The organism is Agrobacterium sp. GW821-FHT14E08 (genome assembly GCF_058803865.1).
In genome coordinates, this window is sequence record NZ_JBXAPJ010000004.1 from 369027 (window position 1) to 387966 (window position 18940).

The 18940-nt window shown below is 59.5% G+C and carries 23 protein-coding genes; 17 read left to right on the plus strand and 6 right to left on the minus strand.

What is annotated here, in order from left to right:
• Positions 1-4: 4 nt before the first annotated feature.
• Entirely contained in the window at positions 5-1294 is a 1290-nt protein-coding gene (locus tag AC1ROR_RS17865; RefSeq protein WP_035225596.1) for an ABC transporter substrate-binding protein, read from the minus strand.
• A gap of 118 nt (positions 1295-1412) precedes the next feature.
• Between AC1ROR_RS17865 and AC1ROR_RS17870 the strand changes: the two genes are divergently transcribed.
• The 14 genes from AC1ROR_RS17870 to AC1ROR_RS17935 all read left to right on the plus strand — a co-directional run bounded on the left by AC1ROR_RS17870 (position 1413) and on the right by AC1ROR_RS17935 (position 10509).
• Positions 1413-2111 (plus strand): TetR/AcrR family transcriptional regulator, encoded by a 699-nt coding sequence (locus tag AC1ROR_RS17870; protein WP_498590230.1) that lies wholly within the window; start codon positions 1413-1415, stop codon positions 2109-2111.
• A 245-nt stretch (positions 2112-2356) separates the two neighbouring features.
• Positions 2357-3499, plus strand: coding sequence for a Gfo/Idh/MocA family protein (locus AC1ROR_RS17875; RefSeq protein ID WP_498590231.1), 1143 nt, complete (start codon positions 2357-2359; stop codon positions 3497-3499).
• Between the two features lie 10 nt (positions 3500-3509).
• Positions 3510-4673, plus strand: coding sequence for a dihydrodipicolinate synthase family protein (locus tag AC1ROR_RS17880; protein WP_498590232.1), 1164 nt, complete (start codon positions 3510-3512; stop codon positions 4671-4673).
• A 24-nt stretch (positions 4674-4697) separates the two neighbouring features.
• Entirely contained in the window at positions 4698-5519 is an 822-nt protein-coding gene (locus tag AC1ROR_RS17885) for a sugar phosphate isomerase/epimerase family protein (protein WP_498590233.1), read from the plus strand.
• A 19-nt stretch (positions 5520-5538) separates the two neighbouring features.
• On the plus strand, positions 5539-6774 hold the full coding sequence (locus tag AC1ROR_RS17890; protein ID WP_498590234.1) for a Gfo/Idh/MocA family protein: 1236 nt from the start codon (positions 5539-5541) through the stop codon (positions 6772-6774).
• Between the two features lie 335 nt (positions 6775-7109).
• The gene (locus AC1ROR_RS17895) at positions 7110-7280 is read left to right on the plus strand and encodes a hypothetical protein (protein WP_498590235.1); all 171 of its coding nucleotides are present in this window, start codon (positions 7110-7112) and stop codon (positions 7278-7280) included.
• Positions 7281-7547: 267 nt separating this feature from the next.
• The gene (locus tag AC1ROR_RS17900; protein ID WP_003499811.1) at positions 7548-7757 is read left to right on the plus strand and encodes a cold-shock protein; all 210 of its coding nucleotides are present in this window, start codon (positions 7548-7550) and stop codon (positions 7755-7757) included.
• Positions 7758-7866: 109 nt separating this feature from the next.
• Positions 7867-8154, plus strand: a complete 288-nt coding sequence (locus tag AC1ROR_RS17905) for a hypothetical protein (RefSeq protein WP_035225613.1) — start codon at positions 7867-7869, stop codon at positions 8152-8154.
• Between the two features lie 27 nt (positions 8155-8181).
• Positions 8182-8418 (plus strand): 30S ribosomal protein S21, encoded by a 237-nt coding sequence (gene rpsU, locus AC1ROR_RS17910; RefSeq protein ID WP_035225615.1) that lies wholly within the window; start codon positions 8182-8184, stop codon positions 8416-8418.
• Positions 8419-8453: 35 nt separating this feature from the next.
• Positions 8454-8669, plus strand: coding sequence for a hypothetical protein (locus tag AC1ROR_RS17915; protein WP_003499818.1), 216 nt, complete (start codon positions 8454-8456; stop codon positions 8667-8669).
• Positions 8670-8816: 147 nt separating this feature from the next.
• Positions 8817-9095 carry a hypothetical protein gene (locus tag AC1ROR_RS17920; protein ID WP_498590236.1) on the plus strand — a complete coding sequence of 93 codons (279 nt, stop codon included), beginning with the start codon at positions 8817-8819 and terminating at the stop codon, positions 9093-9095.
• 87 nt (positions 9096-9182) lie between these two features.
• Entirely contained in the window at positions 9183-9320 is a 138-nt protein-coding gene (locus AC1ROR_RS17925; RefSeq protein WP_003499822.1) for a hypothetical protein, read from the plus strand.
• 625 nt (positions 9321-9945) lie between these two features.
• Positions 9946-10188, plus strand: coding sequence for a hypothetical protein (locus tag AC1ROR_RS17930; RefSeq protein WP_080723249.1), 243 nt, complete (start codon positions 9946-9948; stop codon positions 10186-10188).
• Positions 10189-10200: 12 nt separating this feature from the next.
• Positions 10201-10509 (plus strand): hypothetical protein, encoded by a 309-nt coding sequence (locus tag AC1ROR_RS17935; RefSeq protein ID WP_003499825.1) that lies wholly within the window; start codon positions 10201-10203, stop codon positions 10507-10509.
• A gap of 279 nt (positions 10510-10788) precedes the next feature.
• Here the strand turns inward: AC1ROR_RS17935 and AC1ROR_RS17940 are convergent, their stop codons facing one another.
• Positions 10789-11886, minus strand: a complete 1098-nt coding sequence (locus tag AC1ROR_RS17940; RefSeq protein WP_498590237.1) for an acyltransferase family protein — start codon at positions 11884-11886, stop codon at positions 10789-10791.
• A gap of 311 nt (positions 11887-12197) precedes the next feature.
• Between AC1ROR_RS17940 and AC1ROR_RS17945 the strand changes: the two genes are divergently transcribed.
• The gene (locus AC1ROR_RS17945) at positions 12198-12434 is read left to right on the plus strand and encodes an acyl carrier protein (RefSeq protein ID WP_035225621.1); all 237 of its coding nucleotides are present in this window, start codon (positions 12198-12200) and stop codon (positions 12432-12434) included.
• A 16-nt stretch (positions 12435-12450) separates the two neighbouring features.
• Here AC1ROR_RS17945 and AC1ROR_RS17950 read toward each other — a convergent pair whose 3' ends face one another.
• The 4 genes from AC1ROR_RS17950 to AC1ROR_RS17965 all read right to left on the minus strand — a co-directional run bounded on the left by AC1ROR_RS17950 (position 12451) and on the right by AC1ROR_RS17965 (position 16601).
• Positions 12451-14409 carry a MacB family efflux pump subunit gene (locus AC1ROR_RS17950; protein ID WP_035225623.1) on the minus strand — a complete coding sequence of 653 codons (1959 nt, stop codon included), beginning with the start codon at positions 14407-14409 and terminating at the stop codon, positions 12451-12453.
• A gap of 3 nt (positions 14410-14412) precedes the next feature.
• On the minus strand, positions 14413-15636 hold the full coding sequence (locus tag AC1ROR_RS17955) for an efflux RND transporter periplasmic adaptor subunit (RefSeq protein ID WP_498590238.1): 1224 nt from the start codon (positions 15634-15636) through the stop codon (positions 14413-14415).
• 1 nt (position 15637) lies between these two features.
• Entirely contained in the window at positions 15638-15883 is a 246-nt protein-coding gene (locus tag AC1ROR_RS17960) for a hypothetical protein (RefSeq protein ID WP_498590239.1), read from the minus strand.
• Positions 15884-16010: 127 nt separating this feature from the next.
• On the minus strand, positions 16011-16601 hold the full coding sequence (locus AC1ROR_RS17965) for a hypothetical protein (protein ID WP_498590240.1): 591 nt from the start codon (positions 16599-16601) through the stop codon (positions 16011-16013).
• Positions 16602-16803: 202 nt separating this feature from the next.
• On the opposite strand from AC1ROR_RS17965, the gene AC1ROR_RS17970 reads away from it, so the two are divergent.
• On the plus strand, positions 16804-17535 hold the full coding sequence (locus AC1ROR_RS17970) for a response regulator (protein WP_498590241.1): 732 nt from the start codon (positions 16804-16806) through the stop codon (positions 17533-17535).
• On the plus strand, positions 17532-18797 hold the full coding sequence (locus AC1ROR_RS17975; protein ID WP_498590242.1) for an ATP-binding protein: 1266 nt from the start codon (positions 17532-17534) through the stop codon (positions 18795-18797). Before AC1ROR_RS17970 ends, AC1ROR_RS17975 begins: the two co-directional genes overlap by 4 nt.
• The last annotated feature ends 143 nt before the right edge of the window (positions 18798-18940 follow it).

The following is an 18940-nucleotide window of genomic DNA, read 5'->3' on the forward strand; positions in this document are numbered from 1 at the left end:
GCCATCACTTCCGTTTAATAACGGTTTCAGATTCCTTGACGAGCCGATCACCACCGGCATCCGGAGTGATCTTCCCGAAGCCGACTTCTTCCGCCGTGCGCTTGAGGACGAAGGCGAATTCGCCCGCGCCCGGAGGTGGTGCCGGCGGCAGATCGCCGACGCCTGGGGTGATTTCGGCAATGTATTCCACCATCACCTTGCTGACCGCATCGAGCTTGTTGCTCAGCTGGTTACGCATGGCTTCCGATGCCGGAACGCCGCGTTCCACACCGAGAATATCGACACCCTGCGGTTCGGCGACGAGGAAGTTGATGAAGCCCACCGCCTGCTCGATGCCAGCGCTGCCATTGGCGACGCTGATCAGCATCGAAGGTTTCAGGTAATGGCCGGAAGGACCATCCTTCTTGCTCTTCGGATAGGAGCTGATCGCCAGCTTTGACTTGTTGAGCGCCTGGTAACCCACGAACTGGTTGGAATGGGCAAAGGCGGTCGCCGCCTTGCCTGTCGTCAGCGGGTTCGTCTCGATATTGAGCTGGTCCAGAGCCTGCACATCGGCCGGCACACAGGCGCCGCTCTTGCGCAGATCCGCCCACATGGTGAACCATTTGGTCGCGTCAGTCGGATCGAAGCCAATGCCGCCATCCTGCGTGTAAAGCGATTTGCCGTTCTGGCGCAGCCAGTTTTCGAAACTCGGTTCCACACCGCTGGCATCGGCCGTCGCGTAATAACCGGGCTTCGGCTTGTTCTTGCTGAGCTTGGCGGCGTTTTCGGCAAACTCCTCCCAGGTCTGGCCGATCGACGGCGGCGTCGCACCGGATTTTTCCCAGGCGGCCCTGTCGAAGAAGACAGCGCTGGAATTGACACCCAGATTGATGCCGTAAAGCTTGCCGTCGACCCGGCCGGAATCGATGTTCATCTTGCCGAAATCTTCGATCTTCAGGCCCTTGCCGATATAATCGTCCAGCGGCGCCAGCGCACCGCGGCGGCCATATTCGAAGATATAACGATAATCCATCTGGATCAGGTCAGGCGCATTGCGGCCCGCCACCTGCGTGGCAAGGCGCGGCCAATAATCGCTCCAGCCGGCGAATTCACCGGCGATATCGAGATCGGGCTTGACCTGCTTATAGGCCGATATGGCCTTGTTGGTACGATCCGCGCGCTCCTGCGACCCCCACCACAACATACGCAGCCGCGCAGCCTGAGCCTGCGCTGAACCGCCCCCCAATGTTGCAAGTGAAAGGGCCGCAAGGCCCGCAGAAAGCACAGTTCTCCTCTGAAGCATCACGGACATTGGCAACTCCTCCCTATTGACTGCCAAATTGATGATGAGCGTAAACGACTATTGCCGTTTTATAACTAATTGGTTACATGGGAACACTGATCGCCAACATTGTCAAGCGGGTGATGAAATGGAAGAAACGACGAAAAACCATCAGCCTGATCCGGCTCCGGAAAAAGCGCCTGCGCCCAAGCGCAAGCGTGCCACCACACAGGTGCGAAACCCGGAAAGAACGCGCGCCGCCATCCTTGAAGCTGCCCGCCGCGAAGTAGCCGCCAAGGGGCTGGCAGGGGCGCGAATCGATGTCGTCGCCCGGCGCGCCGGCACCAACAAGCGGATGATCTATCATTATTTCGGCGACAAGGATGCGCTTTATCTCGCCGTTCTGGAAGATGCCTACCGCCATATCCGCCACACCGAAAGACGGCTTGACCTGGCCCGCAAGGCCCCCTCGGAGGGCTTGCGGGAACTTGCGCTTTTCACCTGGCACTACTTCCTCGACCATCCGGAATTCCTCAGCATTCTGGCCACGGAAAACCTCAATAAAGCCCGCTATCTTAGGCAATCCCCGACGATTACGGCGATGCATTCGAACTTCATTTCGGAGCTTGAGGACGTGCTGCGGCGCGGTAGCGACGCAGGTGAATTCCGCGACGGTCTCGATCCGATCGACGTCTATCTGACCATCGCTTCGCTCGGTGCCTTCTACCTGTCGAACCGGTTCACGCTGTCGACGATCTTTCAGCGCGACCTGACCGACCCCGCCGAGCTGGAGCGCTGGGGGCAGCATATCGTCGATACCCTGCTTGCTGCAGTGCGGCTGGTCTGAGCCGGCCAAACCGAATTCCTCTTTAACAACAGCGACGACGCGCCATTCGCATCCGCGAAGCGCGTCGTTTTCTTTTGCGGCGCGGTGGAAACACGAAAACCCAACCGTCGTCACGACGTGAATTTTTCCTGTCAAAAACACCTTGACAGATCGCATCCTTCACGACCACAAATAACCAAATGGTTACAAATTGCCATGTTTGACGGAAGCGGCTTTCGGGAAGAGGCCGCCTTGGGAGGAAATTCATGAAACGTATCGGCGTCATCATGCACGGCATCACCGGCCGCATGGGTTACAACCAGCATCTCGTACGCTCCGTTCTCGCCATTCGCGATCAGGGCGGCGTGCTGTTGAAGAACGGCGAAAGGGTCATGCTCGACCCCATTCTGGTCGGCCGCAACGGCGCAAAGATCGAGGAAATCGCCAGAAAGCACAATGTAGCGCGCTGGACGACCGACATCGACGCCGCACTGGCAAACCCTGATGATACGCTGTTCTTCGATGCCGGCACGACGCAGATGCGCGGCAGCCTGCTGGAGAAAGCCATCAAGGCCGGCAAGAACGTTTATTGCGAAAAGCCGATTTCCGACACGATGGAAGAGGCGCTGGCGATTGCGCGGCTGGCCGAAAGCGCCGGCATCAAACACGGCGTTGTGCAGGACAAGCTCTTCCTTCCCGGCCTTCGCAAGCTGGCGATGCTACGCGACAGCGGCTTCTTCGGCAAAATCCTCTCGGTGCGTGGCGAATTCGGTTACTGGGTTTTCGAGGGCGACTGGCAGCCGGCGCAGCGCCCCTCATGGAACTACCGTCTGAAAGATGGCGGCGGCATCATTCTCGATATGCTGTGCCACTGGCGTTATGTGCTCGACAATCTGTTCGGGCCGGTGAAATCGGTGAGCTGCCTCGGTGCAACCCATATTCCGGAACGTTTCGATGAGCAGGGCAAAGCCTATAAGGCGGATGCGGACGACGCGGCCTATGCCACCTTCGAGCTGGAAGGCGGCGTGATCGCCCACATCAACTCCTCATGGGCGGTGCGTGTGCGCCGCGACGACCTCGTGACCTTCCAGGTGGACGGCACGCATGGTTCGGCGGTGGCGGGCCTGACAAAATGCTTTACCCAGCACCGCACCAACACACCGAAGCCGGTATGGAACCCCGACCAGCCGCAGACCATCGATTTCTACAAGACTTGGCAAGAGGTGCCGGACAATGTCGTCTATGACAATGGCTTCAAAGCGCAGTGGGAAATGTTCGTCCGCCATCTGGTGGACAATGACCCGTGGCCCTACGGGCTGATCGAAGGCGTAAAGGGCGTGCAGCTGGCCGAGCTGGGGCTGAGATCGTGGAAGGAACGCCGCTGGCTCGACGTTCCCGCTATTTCGTAAGGAGGCTGACGTGAGCGAACTCAAGCTTCCGAAGGACGACCGCAGCATTGAAGTCTACAGACTATCAGGCACGCCGGTCGCGGTTGAAAAACGCAGTGCGGCGGATTTCAACCGCGTTGCCTTCGCCGCCGCCCATGTGGTGGCCGATCCCCTTGCCGATAACGACCCCTGGCTGACGCCCGCCATCGACTGGGACGCCACCCTGCGTTTCCGTCACCGCCTGTGGGATCTCGGCCTCGGTGTCGCCGAGGCCATGGATACGGCCCAGCGCGGCATGGGGCTGGCATGGCCGCAGGCGCAGGAACTCATTTCCCGCTCGCTGAAGGAAGCGGCCAGCCGCAAGGATGCGCTGATCGCCTGCGGCGTCGGCACCGACCATCTGAATGGCGGCGGTTACGACCTGAACCAGATTGTCGACTCCTATCTCGAACAGCTTGATTTTGTTCAGGGAGAAGGCGGACGCGTGATCCTGATGGCGAGCCGTGCACTGGCTGCGGCGGCGCGTTCCCCGGATGATTATCTCAAGGCCTATGCGCGGGTTCTCTCCCATGCCGACCAGAAAGTGGTGATCCACTGGCTGGGTGAGATGTTCGATCCCGCGCTTGAGGGCTACTGGGGTTCCGGTGACCACATGCAGGCCATGGAAACCTGCCTTGCCATGATCGAGGAGAATGCAGACAAGATCGACGGCATCAAGATTTCGCTTCTCTCCAAGGAAAAGGAAATCGTCATGCGCCGTCGCCTTCCCGCTGGCGTGCGCATGTATACCGGCGACGATTTCAACTATGCCGAATTGATCGCCGGTGACGAAAAGGGCCATTCGGACGCGCTGCTCGGCATTTTCGACGCCATCGCACCGGCGGCATCCAAGGCGCTCGCCAGCCTGAAGCGCGGTGCGGACAATGAGTTTTTCGACATTCTCGAGCCGACGGTCGCGCTCTCGCGCCATATCTTCAAGGCGCCGACCCGCTTCTACAAGACCGGCGTGGTGTTCCTCGCCTATCTCAACGGGTTGCAGGACCATTTCACCATGGTCGGCGGGCAGGAAAGTACCCGCTCCACACAGCATTTCGCCGAGCTTTTCCGGCTGGCGGACAAGGCCAATGTGCTCGCCGAACCGGATCTCGCAACGCATCGCATGAAGGCGTTTCTGGCCGTCCGTGGCATCGGGTGAAGTAAAACAAGGGGAGATACCGAGATGAGCCTTGAAGGCCTTTCCATCAATTTCGCCACCGTGCGGCAGGGCGGCGATTTCGGCGCCATCGTCGATGCCTGCCTTGCCCACGGCATCACCGCCATCTCGCCCTGGCGCGAGCAGGTGCATGGCGTTGGTCTTACGGAAGCCGCCCGCATCGTCGAGCAGAACGGCCTGCGCCTCAGCGGCCATTGCCGTGGCGGCTTTTTCCCCGCACCCGATGCGGAGGGCCGTCGCCGCGCCATCGAGGATAATAAACGTGCCGTCGATGAAGCCGCCGCCATGAAGGCCGATTGCCTTGTGCTTGTTGTCGGTGGCCTGCCCGCCGGTTCCCGCGATCTGAAAGGCGCGCGGCAGATGGTGGAAGACGGCATGGCCGAACTTCTGCCCTATGCGCGCAACGCTGGCGTGCCGCTGGCCATCGAACCGCTTCACCCCTTTTACGCCGCCGACCGCGCCTGCTTCAACACGCTGAAACAGTCGCTCGATCTCTGCGACAGGCTGGGGTCTGGCACCGGCGTCGCCATCGATGTCTACCACGTCTGGTGGGATCCGGAGCTGGAGGAACAGGTGGGGCGCGCCGGCAGGAACGGGCAGATTCTCGCCCACCACATCTGCGACTGGCTGGTGCCGACCACCGATCCGCTCAATGATCGCGGCATGATGGGCGACGGCGTGATTGACCTGAAGGCATTTCGCGCCATGATCGAAGCCGCCGGCTTCCACGGTCCGCAGGAAGTGGAAATCTTTTCGCATCGCTGGCAGGCGCGGCCAATGGATGAGGTTCTCGCCACCGTGGTCGAACGTTTCAAGACTGTTTGTTGAGCTATCCGGGAGAGAGACAATGCCTGAAAGGGTGAAACGCAAACGCTATGCGCTGGTCGGCACCGGCAATCGCGGCACCACCATGTGGGGCCGCGAACTGCTGGCCGGCTGGAGCGATTATGTCGAGCTGGTCGGCATTTGCGACCTGAACCTGATGCGCGCCGAACGCGCCCGCGCCATGATGGGATCGAGCGCACCGCTTTACGATGATTTCGACCGGATGATGGTGGAGCAACGCCCGGAACTGGTAATCGTCTGCACACCTGATGACACCCATGACGACATCATCATCCGGGCGCTCGAAGGCGGCGCCGATGTCATCAGCGAAAAGCCAATGACCACCACCCCGGAAAAGATCGACCGCATCCGCGCGGCGGAAGCCAAAAGCGGCCGCCGCGTCGATGTTTCCTTCAACTACCGTTTTTCGCCGACGGCGGCACGCATCAAGGAGCTGATCGACGACGGCGCGATCGGCACCGTTACCTCCGTCGACTTCCACTGGTATCTGGATAATCACCACGGCGCAGATTATTTCCGCCGCTGGCACGCCTTCACCGAACATTCCGGCAGCCTCTTCGTGCACAAGGCCACCCACCATTTCGACCTTCTGAACTGGTATCTGGATTCCGACCCCGTCGAGGTCAAAGGGTTCGGACAATTGCTGCATTATGGCAAGAACGGTCCGTTCCGTGGAACGCGCTGTCGCACCTGTCCGCACAAGGATGAGTGCGATTATTTCATGGATCTCGGCGCAGATCCTTTCCTCGATGCGCTTTACGAGGATCCTTCGAGCATTGACGGGTATATGCGCGATGCCTGCGTCTTCCGCGAGGAGATCGACATCCCCGACACGATGAGCGCCTCGATCCGTTATGCGAGCGGCGTGCAGGTTTCCTATTCTCTCAACACCTATATGCCGATAGAGGGGCACCACATCGCCTTTAACGGCCACAAGGGCCGCATCGAGATGCGCCAATATGAAAAGCAACCATGGACGGAACCGCCGGCAGACGAAATCCTGCTGGTCAAAAGCTTCGGCGGCGGCGTCGAGCATATCTGGGTGCCGCATGAGCCGGGCGGCCATTATGGCGGCGATAACCGCATGCGCGACATGATCTTCAAACCCGGCTCAAATGACCGCCTGCGGCAGAGGGCCGGTTCACGCGCCGGCGCCATGTCGGTCCTGACGGGTGTCGCCGCGCTGAAAAGCGCCCGCGAAGGCGGCGCGGCGGCGGTGAAATCCCTGCCCCTCTAGAGATTTGCGGCGTGCGGCCCATCCGATTCTGGCCCGCGCGCCGCAACTGCCAAAAAGAACGGACGACATTCCACAGATTACGCGCTTCTTCCCTCCCGCTAAGGTGACGGCCGGGGGAAGAAAGAGTTAACCATGTCCAGTCTTCAATCACTCGTTCCGCTCATCATCATCGGCGCCAGCCTTATCCTTTTCTTCAAATGGGTAGGCCGCGACATGAACAGGCAGGAGAAAAAACCGCGTTCCCGCCGCTGACGGCGAGAACCGGGCCGCACCCGGCGCGACCATGGAACCTCGTCCTCTTTTCGCGCGTTTTCTCGGCTGAAGGAGAACGCTCCATGACGAAGCAGAAAAAGCTGACAACCAAGGACAAGGGACCGTCGAAAGCAAGCGATATTCCGCCAGCCGGCCCGCATGCCAACCCGTCCCTGACTGATTATGACAAAACGCCGGGAGCGGGCAGCCTGCCGGAGGACAACGCCAAGGACATTTCTCCCGGCGCAGGCTGACGGAAGGCAGAGACGGCGAGAACGCGGAGAACCGTGAAAAATACCGCTGGAACAATGGTTTATGTGGAGGATCGTCGTGGGCTGGGGCATTTCCTGCACCGGGCCCATTGCAAAATCAAAAATTGAGCCTATATTCACCAGATCGACCATTGCTTGTGACGTCGCTCCTGGGACACTTATGTTCCCGTCGGATTTCCTCTCAAATAATCGATCTAATCCCGCAAGGTATCGCGGGAACCACAACGATTGCTACGAAAGGAAATCGTTATGAACACTGGTACTGTAAAGTGGTTCAACGCCACCAAGGGCTTCGGCTTCATTCAGCCTGACAACGGCGGCACGGACGTTTTCGTTCACATCTCTGCTGTTGAGCGCGCAGGCATGCGTTCGCTGAACGACGGCCAGAAGATCACCTACGATATCGTCCAGGACCGCAAGTCCGGCAAGAGCTCCGCCGATAACCTTCAGGCAGCTTGATATTTGTCATTTGACCCCGCAGACCACGGATGTACTGGCTGCAGGTTCGAGTGATTGTGAGAGGTCGGGTTAAGCCCGGCCTTTTGTTTTTTGGCCATGGGAGGCCCTCATGCGCAAAAATCTATACCGCTCTGGCGATGCGATCGTTTTGAAGGCAGGCGTCCTTGGCGCCAGCCAGCCAAGCGGCACCGGCCGGATCATAGCGGTTCTGCCGGAAACACAGGGCCTGGTTCGGTTCAGGGTGCGTTTCCAGCACGAGAATTTCGAACGGAATATAGCGCTCGACGAAATTGATGCGGCTTCCTCGTCATCGCGGGCCCGAGATGTGGAGAATTCAGCACCCCGTGCGCCGGGATCGAGCTGGATCAACACCAATACGATCAAGATCAGAAAATAGCAGCGGTGGCTGCGTTAAGGAGATATTTTGCAGGTACTCGTCCGAGATAACAATGTTGAACAGGCCCTTCGCGTCCTGAAGAAGAGAATGCAGCGCGAAGGTATCTTCCGCGAAATGCGCGCGCGTGAATCCTACGAAAAGCCTTCGGAAAAGCGCATCCGTGAGGAAGCTGAAGCCGTGCGCCGCCACCGCAAGATGGCGAAGAAGAAATTGCAGCGCGAGGGACTGCTTCCCTCCCCCAAGAAGGTTGCCCGCGCCCGCTAACCGTCAAAACAGCGCTTGCGCAAAGGAGAATGCCAATGGCTGCGACAAAAGAAGCCTTTTTCAAACCCGGCAAATTATCCGCGCAGGACAAGGCATCGCTGACGGACAGCGCGGCAAAGCAGATTATCAATGCTGAGTCCGCCCAGCGCGCCCGCAAGACGGAACGCCTTCGCCAGCTTCGCGAAGCACAGGAAGCGACCATCGTCGCCCCTGTGCCCGCACGCCCGAAAAAGCCCTCCGCGAAAAAATGATCCGGCTGCGTTTTTTGACGTGGCCGACCGCAGAAACTTCTTGAACCTGATACATAACAGGCGCAGGCTTCGCGTGGTCAGCAATCCGCTGAACGACGCTGATGATTGAGGGCTGAGTGTCCTCGCCCCGAACGAGAGAAGGATGAGATGTCTTCCGAGTTTTATTCATCAAGCCTCTCACGCAACCTCGTCCGCACCGGTGGCGCGGGCTACCGGGAAAACGCCTCGTTGCCTCTTGTCCTGGGCAAGGCCGAAGAAACAGCTGAGCGCGTGGACTACTATCACGGAGAATCTACAGGCTTTTCGGCCTTTCCAGATTTCAGCCGTCAGACCCGCATGGCGCGAAGCCTCCTCTCTGCAGGGCGTATCCGCCTGACCAACCCGGCCGTGGAGAAGAATCCACTGTCTGGACCACCTTCCCCGTGACGATAAAGCCGCTTGCCGCAATCGGTCTGCGGCGAGCGATCAATGCACGGACCGCATCCAATAACAGTTCAATATGAGGAGGACACCATGGCCAAGGGTCAAGTACGCAGCAACAAGGAAATCCGCAAGCCGAAGAAGGACAAGACCAAGGCCGCAGCAGCAGCGCCAGCCGGCTCGCAGGTCAAGTTCGCAAACGCCACGACAGCGGATGGCAAAAAGAAATAGGGCAAGGTCGAAGCCGGTCGCTGACAGGTGCCGGCGACGAAACATCTCCTGGTATACGGACTTGTTTTGGCCACATTGCCCTTCTATATAAAGAATGTAGCAGCTGCTGGTGAGCGCAAATGAAATTGTCGTTCGCAGCTGTTTTAGTCGCTCTGGACTTTTGACCACGGATGTACTGGCACTGGTGTTAAGAGCGATATGAGGAAGGTCGGTGCAATATTGCCCCGGCCTTTTTTGTTGTCTTTAAAGGCCGTACCGAAAACTGCTCAATACAGCCGCTGGCGACGGAATTAACTTGCGTATTCCGTGCAAAGAGCGCACCTTTTATTGGCGGCAATTTTAAAGGGCGTTGCCGTCTTGAGGCTGATTGCCGCTTCCAGGCCCGTTTTACACATGCTTTCGATGGACCGACCGCCCTTGCAATTTATCAGGGCATGCCGAAGGCATCGGCCCGAAAACCGGCTTCGGTCACGAACCGTGCCGGCATCGTTTCAAAATGTTGGAGCGTCCCCGTGCAGCCTTTTAAAGGAACGCGCGACGCTCCGGCTTTTCTGATCTCACAAGAAAGGAGGATTCAATGTCTTCCGCATCCCATAGCTGCCTGATCTCTTCTCAGGATCTCAAAATGCTTCAATCGGTCCTTGAAAATGTCGGCTTTAATTGCCGTGACGAGGATAATGACGAGAAACTTCACAACAGGGCAGCCCGCAAGATAATCGAATTGTATCAGGACGGCCTGACCGATCCTGTGGAACTGACGAAAGAAATGCGTTTCCTGTTCGGCGTCCAGAAGCACGACCGGATCAAACCATGGAAACCGCTCCCCCGTTATGCAATCCAGGGCCTCCCACTGCTTTACCGGCATTAAGGGAGACCACAGATGCGTGAATACATCATGGTCAGCACCGGCCTTTGGCTTGGGCTGTTCCTGACATGGTATCTAGTCACCCTGTACGATACCGATAAAATTGTTGCGCCGAACGTTGTTTCGGCGCTGCCGCAGCTGATGACGTCATCAGAATGCGAAGCCCAGTTCGGCATTCTCTTTTCGATGGGCGATAAGCTGTTGAAGGCCGGAGGCCCTGTTGTTCCCGAAGATTTGCGCCGAAACATTGAAAGCTGCATCTCCTCTGACGAGGGCAGCCGACTGAAACTGAAAGATAATCAACTCATTCGGCTTTTCCCCTGAGGCTCCGCCGACAATTAGCCCAGTCCACCAGATTTAATAACCATCAAAATCACCGATGAAAATAACGGCTTGGCAAATTGGATATATCAGGAGACACTAAATCGACAGGACATCATGTCCGGGGGTTTGCGTCTGCGTGGAGGGTGAGTATGACGTATGACTGGAGCGGCCGCAGAATGCGCCGCATGCGCGCCGCAAAACTGACGATCATCAGCCTCGTCGCGGCCTTTGTCCTGACGGCTCCGATCTTCGCCCATTATTGAGGTTCGCCACTTACCGCTACACCGGCTGCCTGATCTTGGCGCGCTTTTTCAGGCGTGTCTTCAACCATTTCTGGAGCGGCTGATCGTAGTGGACCGTCAGGGACCATGAGAGAAATGTGGTTGCGATCAGGAAAATGATACCGGCTGGCAAGGCGATATTGTCGCCGTGGACCCCCGGGACCAGAAATTCCGTCCAGGCCAGCAGCGGAATATGCAGCACATAGACCGCATAGGACGCCGTTCCGAGAAATCCTGACAGCACGCCGGTCCAACGGCCCGGAACCGTCTTGCTGGCCACGAACAACAGTAGCGGCCAGACGAACAGAACGATCGTGAGATCGAAAAACGGCCGCAGCTCACGCGAGACCGGGACGGCGAGGACGACGCAGACCAGCAGGAGGCAAAGCACGGCCCGGATGGGTTTCAATTCCGGCAAACGATTGCGGAACCGGTAAATCAATACACCTGCAAAAAAAGAAAAGAACACCCGTCCCATGCCGGCATACATTTCGTTCCAGCGAAAACCCGCATGCAGCCGGCCGAATTCGGCCGCCGCGACCATAAGCACAATGGCGCTCAAGCCCAGTATCATGATCGTCTGTCTTGTCGTCGCCCTGATACCCCAGCGGGCATAAACCGCATTCACCACGAGCTCGTTGAATAGCGACCATGCCGGGCTGACGAGAAACAATGCCCCGTTCAGTGTCAGCGTGAAGGGTGCGGGAAGAAACAGCAGCCCCGTCACCAGAGCGAAGGCTAATTCGCCGGGATCGATAAGGCGATGAAGATCGTCGATCGGCGTCGGCAGGCCCAGAACATAAAGACAGATGAAATAGGCCGCCATCAGGGCCAGGGCCAGCCCATAGAGCGGGTAGAGCCGGGCAAGGCGCGCCTTCATAAAAAAGCCGGGCGTTATCGTCCCCTCGCGCAGTTTCATGCTATAGGCATGCGCCAGCACGAAACCGCTGAGTGCGAAGAACAGGTCCACCGCAAGATAGCTCGACGCCGTGCTTTTTCCGAACAATGCCTCGGCATGGCGATGCACGATGAAAAGTGCAGCCACACCCCTGATGCCATCCAGCAATATGAAGCGTTCCGGGGATGAGTGGGCCATTGGCGTTGATGCTCGACGGGACTGAACAATATTCTTCCACGAAAACGAGCTTTAACCCGCAGCGGTTGATCGCTTCCAGTCACAAACTGGTCAACGCGCCAAACGCCCCATATTTAGACAGGGCATTTACCGATATCCGACGCTCTTTCGCCGCTGCCAAAGGCGTGCTACGTCCGGATGTCATCGATGTTTTGACCTTATGACTCTATGCACCACGCCCATTGGAAAACCGGCTTCGGTTTTTGCGGGAAACTTCGGCGCAAATAGGAATCGGGTAGTTCGGCGGCAAGCAACTTTCGCGGAGTCCCACCATGTCCACCATCGCAGACCGTATCAAAAAAATCATCGTCGACCAGCTGGGTGCAGATCCCGCCACGGTTGTCGAAGAGGCCAATTTTGCTGACGATCTCGGTGCCGATTCCCTCGAAGTCGTTCAGGTCGTGATGGAAATTGAGGAAGAATTCGGCGTGGAAATTCCCGATTCCGCCGCCAATACGATCCTGACGGTCGGCGACGCCATCCGCTTCATCGAAAAAAACAAGGCGTGAAGGAAAGCGGCGGGCATTACCCCGCCGACAATGCCGCAACGGGATCGAGTTTAGAGGCGTTGCGCGCCGGCAGGTAGCCGAAAACAACGCCGATCAACGTCGAACAGACGAAGGCGGCAACAATGGGCGTCGTGGAATAGACCATTGCGAAATTGCCGCTGAAGGCGGAAAAGAGCAGGCCGAAACCGAGACTGCTCAGCACTCCGAGAGTGCCGCCGATGATGCAGACCAGCACCGCCTCGATCAGGAACTGCCGCAGAATATCGGCGCGGCGCGCGCCCACCGCCATGCGCACGCCGATTTCCGACACGCGCTCGGAGACGGAAACGAGCATGATGTTCATCACCCCGATGCCGCCCACCAGAAGCGAAATCACCGCAATCGCCGCGATCAGGAGTGTCAGGGTCTGCGTGGTGCTGGTAATTGTCTGGCGAATATCATCGGTATTAAGAATGTAGAAATCCCGCGTGCCGTGCCGCTGGGTCAGGAGCGCGGTCACCGCCTGTTCGGCAATGGCGGCGTCGGTATCGTCGCTTACCTGCACGGTGATGCTGCGCAGCGACAGGCTGCCGAGGAAACGCGACTGGACGGCGGTATAGGGCAGATAGAGCGACAGGTTCTGGCTTGAACCGAAACCGCCCTGCTGCGCCTGTGTAACGCCCACGATGCGGGCCGGCACCTTGCCGATGAGGATGACCTGGCCAACGGGACTGCCGCTGAAATCCGCAAACAGCGATTTGCGGGTATTTTCGTCGATCACCACCTCCTGCGCCTTCTGCGCGACGCTTGCCGCGTCGAAGAAGCGGCCCTGCGACAGCTTGGTGCCCTTGGCGACGAAATAACGCTCGCTGACGCCGTTGACGAGCGCATTCGCTTCCTTCGCACCGAAACGCACCGTGCTGGAGGTCGACACCGTCGGCGTAACCGCCGCGACATAGGATTGCTTGGCGAGCGCATCGGCATCGGAGACGACCAGCGTGGTGATCTTGCCCGACCTGATGTCGCCGAAATCCTTGCCCGCGAAGATTTCGAGCGTGTTGGTGCCGAGGCTTGAAATATTCTGCAGCACGCGCTGCTGCGACCCCTGCCCCAGCGCCACGACGCTGATGACCGAGGCGATGCCGATGATGATGCCGAGCATGGTCAGGAAAGTGCGCAGCTTGTGCGCCCGCATCGACAGAAGCGCCATGAGCAAGGCTTCCCGCAGCGAGGAAGCGACGCCAGAGAGAGTTGAAGCCCGGCCGGAAACCGCGGCGGGTCGGGTCTCCTCCGGCAATATCGCCAATGCATCCGCCTTCCGGTCCGAGACGATGGCGCCGTCGCTTATTTCGATGATCCGCCCCGCGCGTCTGGCAATCGACATGTCATGGGTGACGATGATGACGGTGCGGCCCTCGGCATGCAGCTCGTCGAGAATGCGCAGCACCTCGTCGCCGCTCGCACTGTCGAGCGCGCCGGTCGGCTCATCGGCAAGGATGACCTCGGCATCGTTCATGAGGGCGCGGGCGATGGAGACACGCTGCTGCTGCCCACCGGAAAGCTGGCCGGGACGGTGATCGAGGCGCTCTGCCATGCCAAGGCGGCCGAGCAGCCTTGCGGCATTGCTCCTGCGCTCACCCTGTGACTTGCCGGCATAGATCGCCGGTATTTCGACATTGCCGAGCGCCGTCAGCTCCGCAAGCAGATGGTAACGCTGGAAGATGAAGCCGAGATTTTCGCGTCGGAGCGCCGACAATTCATCGGCATCGAGATGCGCCGTTTCCCGGCCCCTGATGCTGTAACTTCCCGAGGTCGGCCGGTCGAGGCAGCCGAGAATATTCATCAGTGTCGACTTGCCGGAACCGGACGCGCCGACGATCGCCACCATCTCGCCGGCCTCGATGGTGAGGTCGATGTTCTTCAGAACGCTGATCGTGCCTTCGCCGGAGGGATAGTCCCGCCGCACGGATTTGAGAGTGATCAAGGGATCAGCCATGGTTCAAAGCCCCATCGGTGGCCCGCCGGGCCCCGGCATGGCGTTCGTGGCGATGTCGGCGGAAAGCTCGCCGGTCACAACGCGCTCGTTCTCGGCAAGACCGGAGCGAATTTCCGCCGTAACCTTGTTGTTCAGTCCGACCTTGACCTTGCGCTCGGAAATCCTGCTGTCCGCAGCCACCACGCGCACCGAATAATCGCCGTTTGCGTCCACGTTACCGAGGGCTGCGGCGGGAACCGTCAGAACGTCCTTCGCTTCACCGAGAAGGATATGAACCTCCGCCGTCATGTAGGTGCGCAGCTTGCCTTCCGGATTGGGCACCTCGAACACGCCATTATAATAGATCGCCTCCGACGATGAGGTGCTGGAAGACGATGTGGTCGATGTGGACGAGGTTGAGGAACTGAAGCTGGAATCGCTGCGCACCGATTCAGGCGCCGGCTCTATCGAGGAAAGCGTCGCATCGTAACGCTGCTGCGGCTCGCCGAGCACCGTGAAATAGACCGGAAGATCCGGCTTCACCCGCGTCACATCCGCTTCGGAAATCTCCGTGCGCACCGTCATCCGGTCCAGCTGGCCAAGGATCACGATGGTCGGTGCGGATTGGGTGGCGTTGACGGTCTGCCCCTCCTGGCTGACGATCGACAGAACCGTGCCTTCGATGGGCGCGGTGATCCTTGTATAGCCAAGATTGGCCTCTGCGGTTTCAACCGCGACCTGCGCCTCCTCGATCTGGGCGTCGATGGATTGTATCTGCGCCTCGGTGACGGCGAGCGCTGCGGTGGCGCTTTCGAAATCGGCGCGGGAGGCGGCATTCTTGGAAACCATTTCCTGCTGGCGGGCAAGGCTCTGGCGGTTGAGAACAAGGGTTGCCTGTTTCTCCACCCGCTGCGCCTTCACATTGGCAAGCGCCGCCTGCGCGGTCCGCAGGCTGTTCGTCTGGGTGACGGAATCGATCTCGGCGACGAGATCGCCCGCCTTGACCGTGTCTCCCAGCGCAACCCTGACCGCGGTGATGCGGCCGGAAGCCTGCGCGCCGACGGCGACGAGCCGAACGGGTTTCAGCGTTCCGGTGGCCAGAACCGTCTGCTCTATATCCCCGCGTGTCACCGGAGCGGTGATATAGCCGGGCGTGGCCGCACGCGTATATTGCGAGGACAGCCAGAACCCGCCTGCAGCCAGGGCCGTAATCGCCAGCAAAACGCCTGCCTTCCGTGCCGTTTTCATTTTAACGTCCTGTCCGTCCGGTTATGGGCGCCAGCGGTTTTTCCGCGGCGTCCTTGCGGCAGGTGTTACGAAGACGCCTGGAGCCCGCCTTCTCGCGCTGTTCCATCCTGCAGACGGAATGCTGCCGCTTTTCCTCCTGCCGCGATTTCACTGTCGGCGTTTCCACCGCCCGGTCTTTGGCCAGAGCGACCGACCAGACGAAGCTCAGGCCGAAGACCGTTGCCAGCACCACATAGAAATATCTCATCATCGTCTTCCCGCTTGAAAATCACGCGGGGGATCGCAGGCGTGCGATCCCCCGGCTACAGCCGTTGCCGGCTGATTTCCTCCTCTACTGGGGGGCAGATTAAAGGAGGAAACTACGAATGGTGGCGTCAGCCCCGCTCTGCCTGCGGGACCGGCGGCATTCTGCCGCCTTGCGGCGGTCCGAAACGACCGTCCTGCCCGGGCCCATGGTGCGGAGGCGGAGATGGTGGCATCAAGGCGCGCTCGAGTTCGGCCAGCTTCAGCACCTGCTGCGGTGAAAGTTTCGGCTTCAGCGCAGCCACCGCATCCTGCAATACCTTCGCCTGCTCGGCCTTCTTCACCATGATGCCGGCCAGTTCCTCGCCGGCAAGACGCGGTTCCGCACCCTGCGGCGGTGGCGGATTGCGATCCGCACCGGGCGAAACGAGATCGATCAGCGCCGTGGCATAGGCCCGCCACGGGCCGAGCTGTTCCGGCGTGACCCCGAGATAGATTTCGGCTGCCGAGAGTTTCGTTGCCAGCCCCAGAACATCAGGGCGCGGCATTCTGCCGATATGGGGCGGCGGCGCGCGATCGGGGCCGAGATCAGCACCGGCGGGCGGCGTGGCCTGCCCGGCTGCCTGTGGTGCCGGCGCATTCTGCTCCTCGGCCTGCGAGGCAGCGGAACCACCCAGAATTGCTGTCGCGATGACGGCGGTGGCCAGTAGCGAGTTTCTCATCTTACCTTCCTTCCGTTTTCCAACATGAAAGGACGATAGGAGCGCCGGGTTTCCGGCTTTGGTCCGAATGTTTCTGATCGTCTTCCGCAGCGGGCCTATTTGTAACCGAATGTTGCCAGACCGGCCCCAGAAAGCTTTCGTTGCAAAAATCCGCCGCGTCCCTGCGCCGCTTATGTATAGTGGCATCAAAAGGTTGGACGATATGACGACGGTTTCGGTTACACATGTATTGATCGTTGATGACGATCCGGAAATACGCACATTGCTGGCGAAATATCTCGGCTCGCAGGGATTTCGCGTTTCTATGGCCGCCGACAGGCGCGAATTCGAGGAAAAGATCGCAAGCTCCGATCCCGATCTCATCGTGCTCGACGTGATGTTGCCGGATGGCTCGGGCCTCGATATCTGCCGCGACCTGCAGGGACGCCGACCGCGCACGCCGGTCATTCTTTTGACCGCGCTCAAGGAAGATGTGGACCGGATCGTCGGGCTGGAAATCGGCGCCGACGACTATCTCGGCAAACCCTTCAACCCACGCGAACTGACAGCGCGCATCAAGGCCGTGCTGCGCCGTGCGACACCGCAGGAGGCTCCACGCACCGCATCTCCCGCCTATGGTTTTGCGCAGTTTACAGCAGATCCGGAGCAGCGCTCCGTCATCCGTGCCGGCGGCGGGAAGATCGAGCTGACCGGGGCGGAATTCGATCTGCTGAAAGTCTTTCTGGACAGGCCCGGCCGGCTTCTCTCCCGCGACCAGCTTCTGGACCTGACGCAGGGCAAGGACCGGGGACCTTTCGACCGCTCCATCGACGTGCTGATGAGCCGGTTGCGCAAAAAGCTGGACGCCGACACTGACACCCCGATCTTCAAGACGGTGCGCAATGGCGGTTACCAGATGACGGTGCAGGTCAAAACCCTGCCGGTGCAGCGATGAACTCGCTCCGCAACCGCATCGCGGCCCTCTTGATTGCCTCAATCATCGCGGTCATCGCACTTGCGACCGTGGTGGCCGACCGGACATTGCAACCGCCGCCGCCCGACACCACCATCGAACCCCTGGCGCGCAGCCTCGCCTTTGCCGTGACCATGGCCGAGCGGGATTCCTCCCTGCAGCAGCCGGGCTATTTTCGCATCGAACAGAAACCGCCTGAAGGCGATCCCGATGGCAGGCTTTCGGAATTCCTGGAGAAGGCGATGGCCCGGATTGGAGAGCCGCGCACCCTGATGGTTATCCGCACGCCCGGCAATCCCGCCCCCTTGGCTGTCATCGCGCTTGAAAAGGGCGGATGGCTGGTCGCGGAAATTCCACATATTGGTCCGCCACCCGGCGGCTGGAAGGTCTTCGGTATGTGGATTGGCCTCATCATTCTCGGCAGTGCTGCGGTTTCGATCTTTGCCGCCAGCAAGATTACCCGCCCGCTCGACATGCTGGAAAATGCGGCGGCCAGCATCGGGCCGGATGGTTCGTTGCCACGCCTGCCGGAAACAGGCCCGGGCGAAATCCGCGCCACGGCACGGGCGCTGAACGAACTCGCCACGCGCCTGAAGGCGGCGATGGAAAGCCGGATGCGCCTTGTCGCCGCCGCCGGCCATGATCTCAGAACGCCGATGACCCGCATGCGGCTGAGGGCAGAATTCATCGAAAGCGACGAGGAGCGAGCCAAATGGCTGGCGGACCTGGAAGAACTGGACGCTATCGCCGACAGCGCCATCATGCTGGTGCGCGAAGAGGTGAACCAGGATACCGTCCAGACAATCGATATCGGCACGCTGCTTGGCGAAATCGTCAGGGACCTTTCCGATCTCGGCCATGACGGTGCGCTTGACTTTACGGCGCCGGAGACGGCCATGACGATCAAGGCTGCGCCGCTCGCGCTCAAAAGGGCCTTGCGCAACCTTGTGCTCAACGCCGTCACCCATGGAAAAAAGGCGCATATCGACCTGACCGAAGATGAAAACGAGATCGTCGTGACGATCCGTGATGAAGGCCCCGGCATTCCGCAGGAGCTGATTGGCCGGGTTTTCGAACCCTTCTTCCGGGTGGACCTCGCGCGGCGCAAATCGATCCCCGGCGTCGGGCTTGGCCTGGCCATTGCCAAGGAAATCATAGAGCGTTTCGGCGGCACGATCACCATCGCAAACCACAAAAAACAGGGCCTGATCCAGACGGTGATCTTCGCCAGAGCGGCCACCTGACAAAGGCCGGCACTATGCGCCGGCCATAGCGCTTTTATCGACGGAAAAATACATGATAAAATTAGTCATGTTTCTTGCCTTCGGGTGATTTTTCACCTATTGAGCCCGGGATCGCTCAATCCTTCCGACCGGGAACCCGCCGC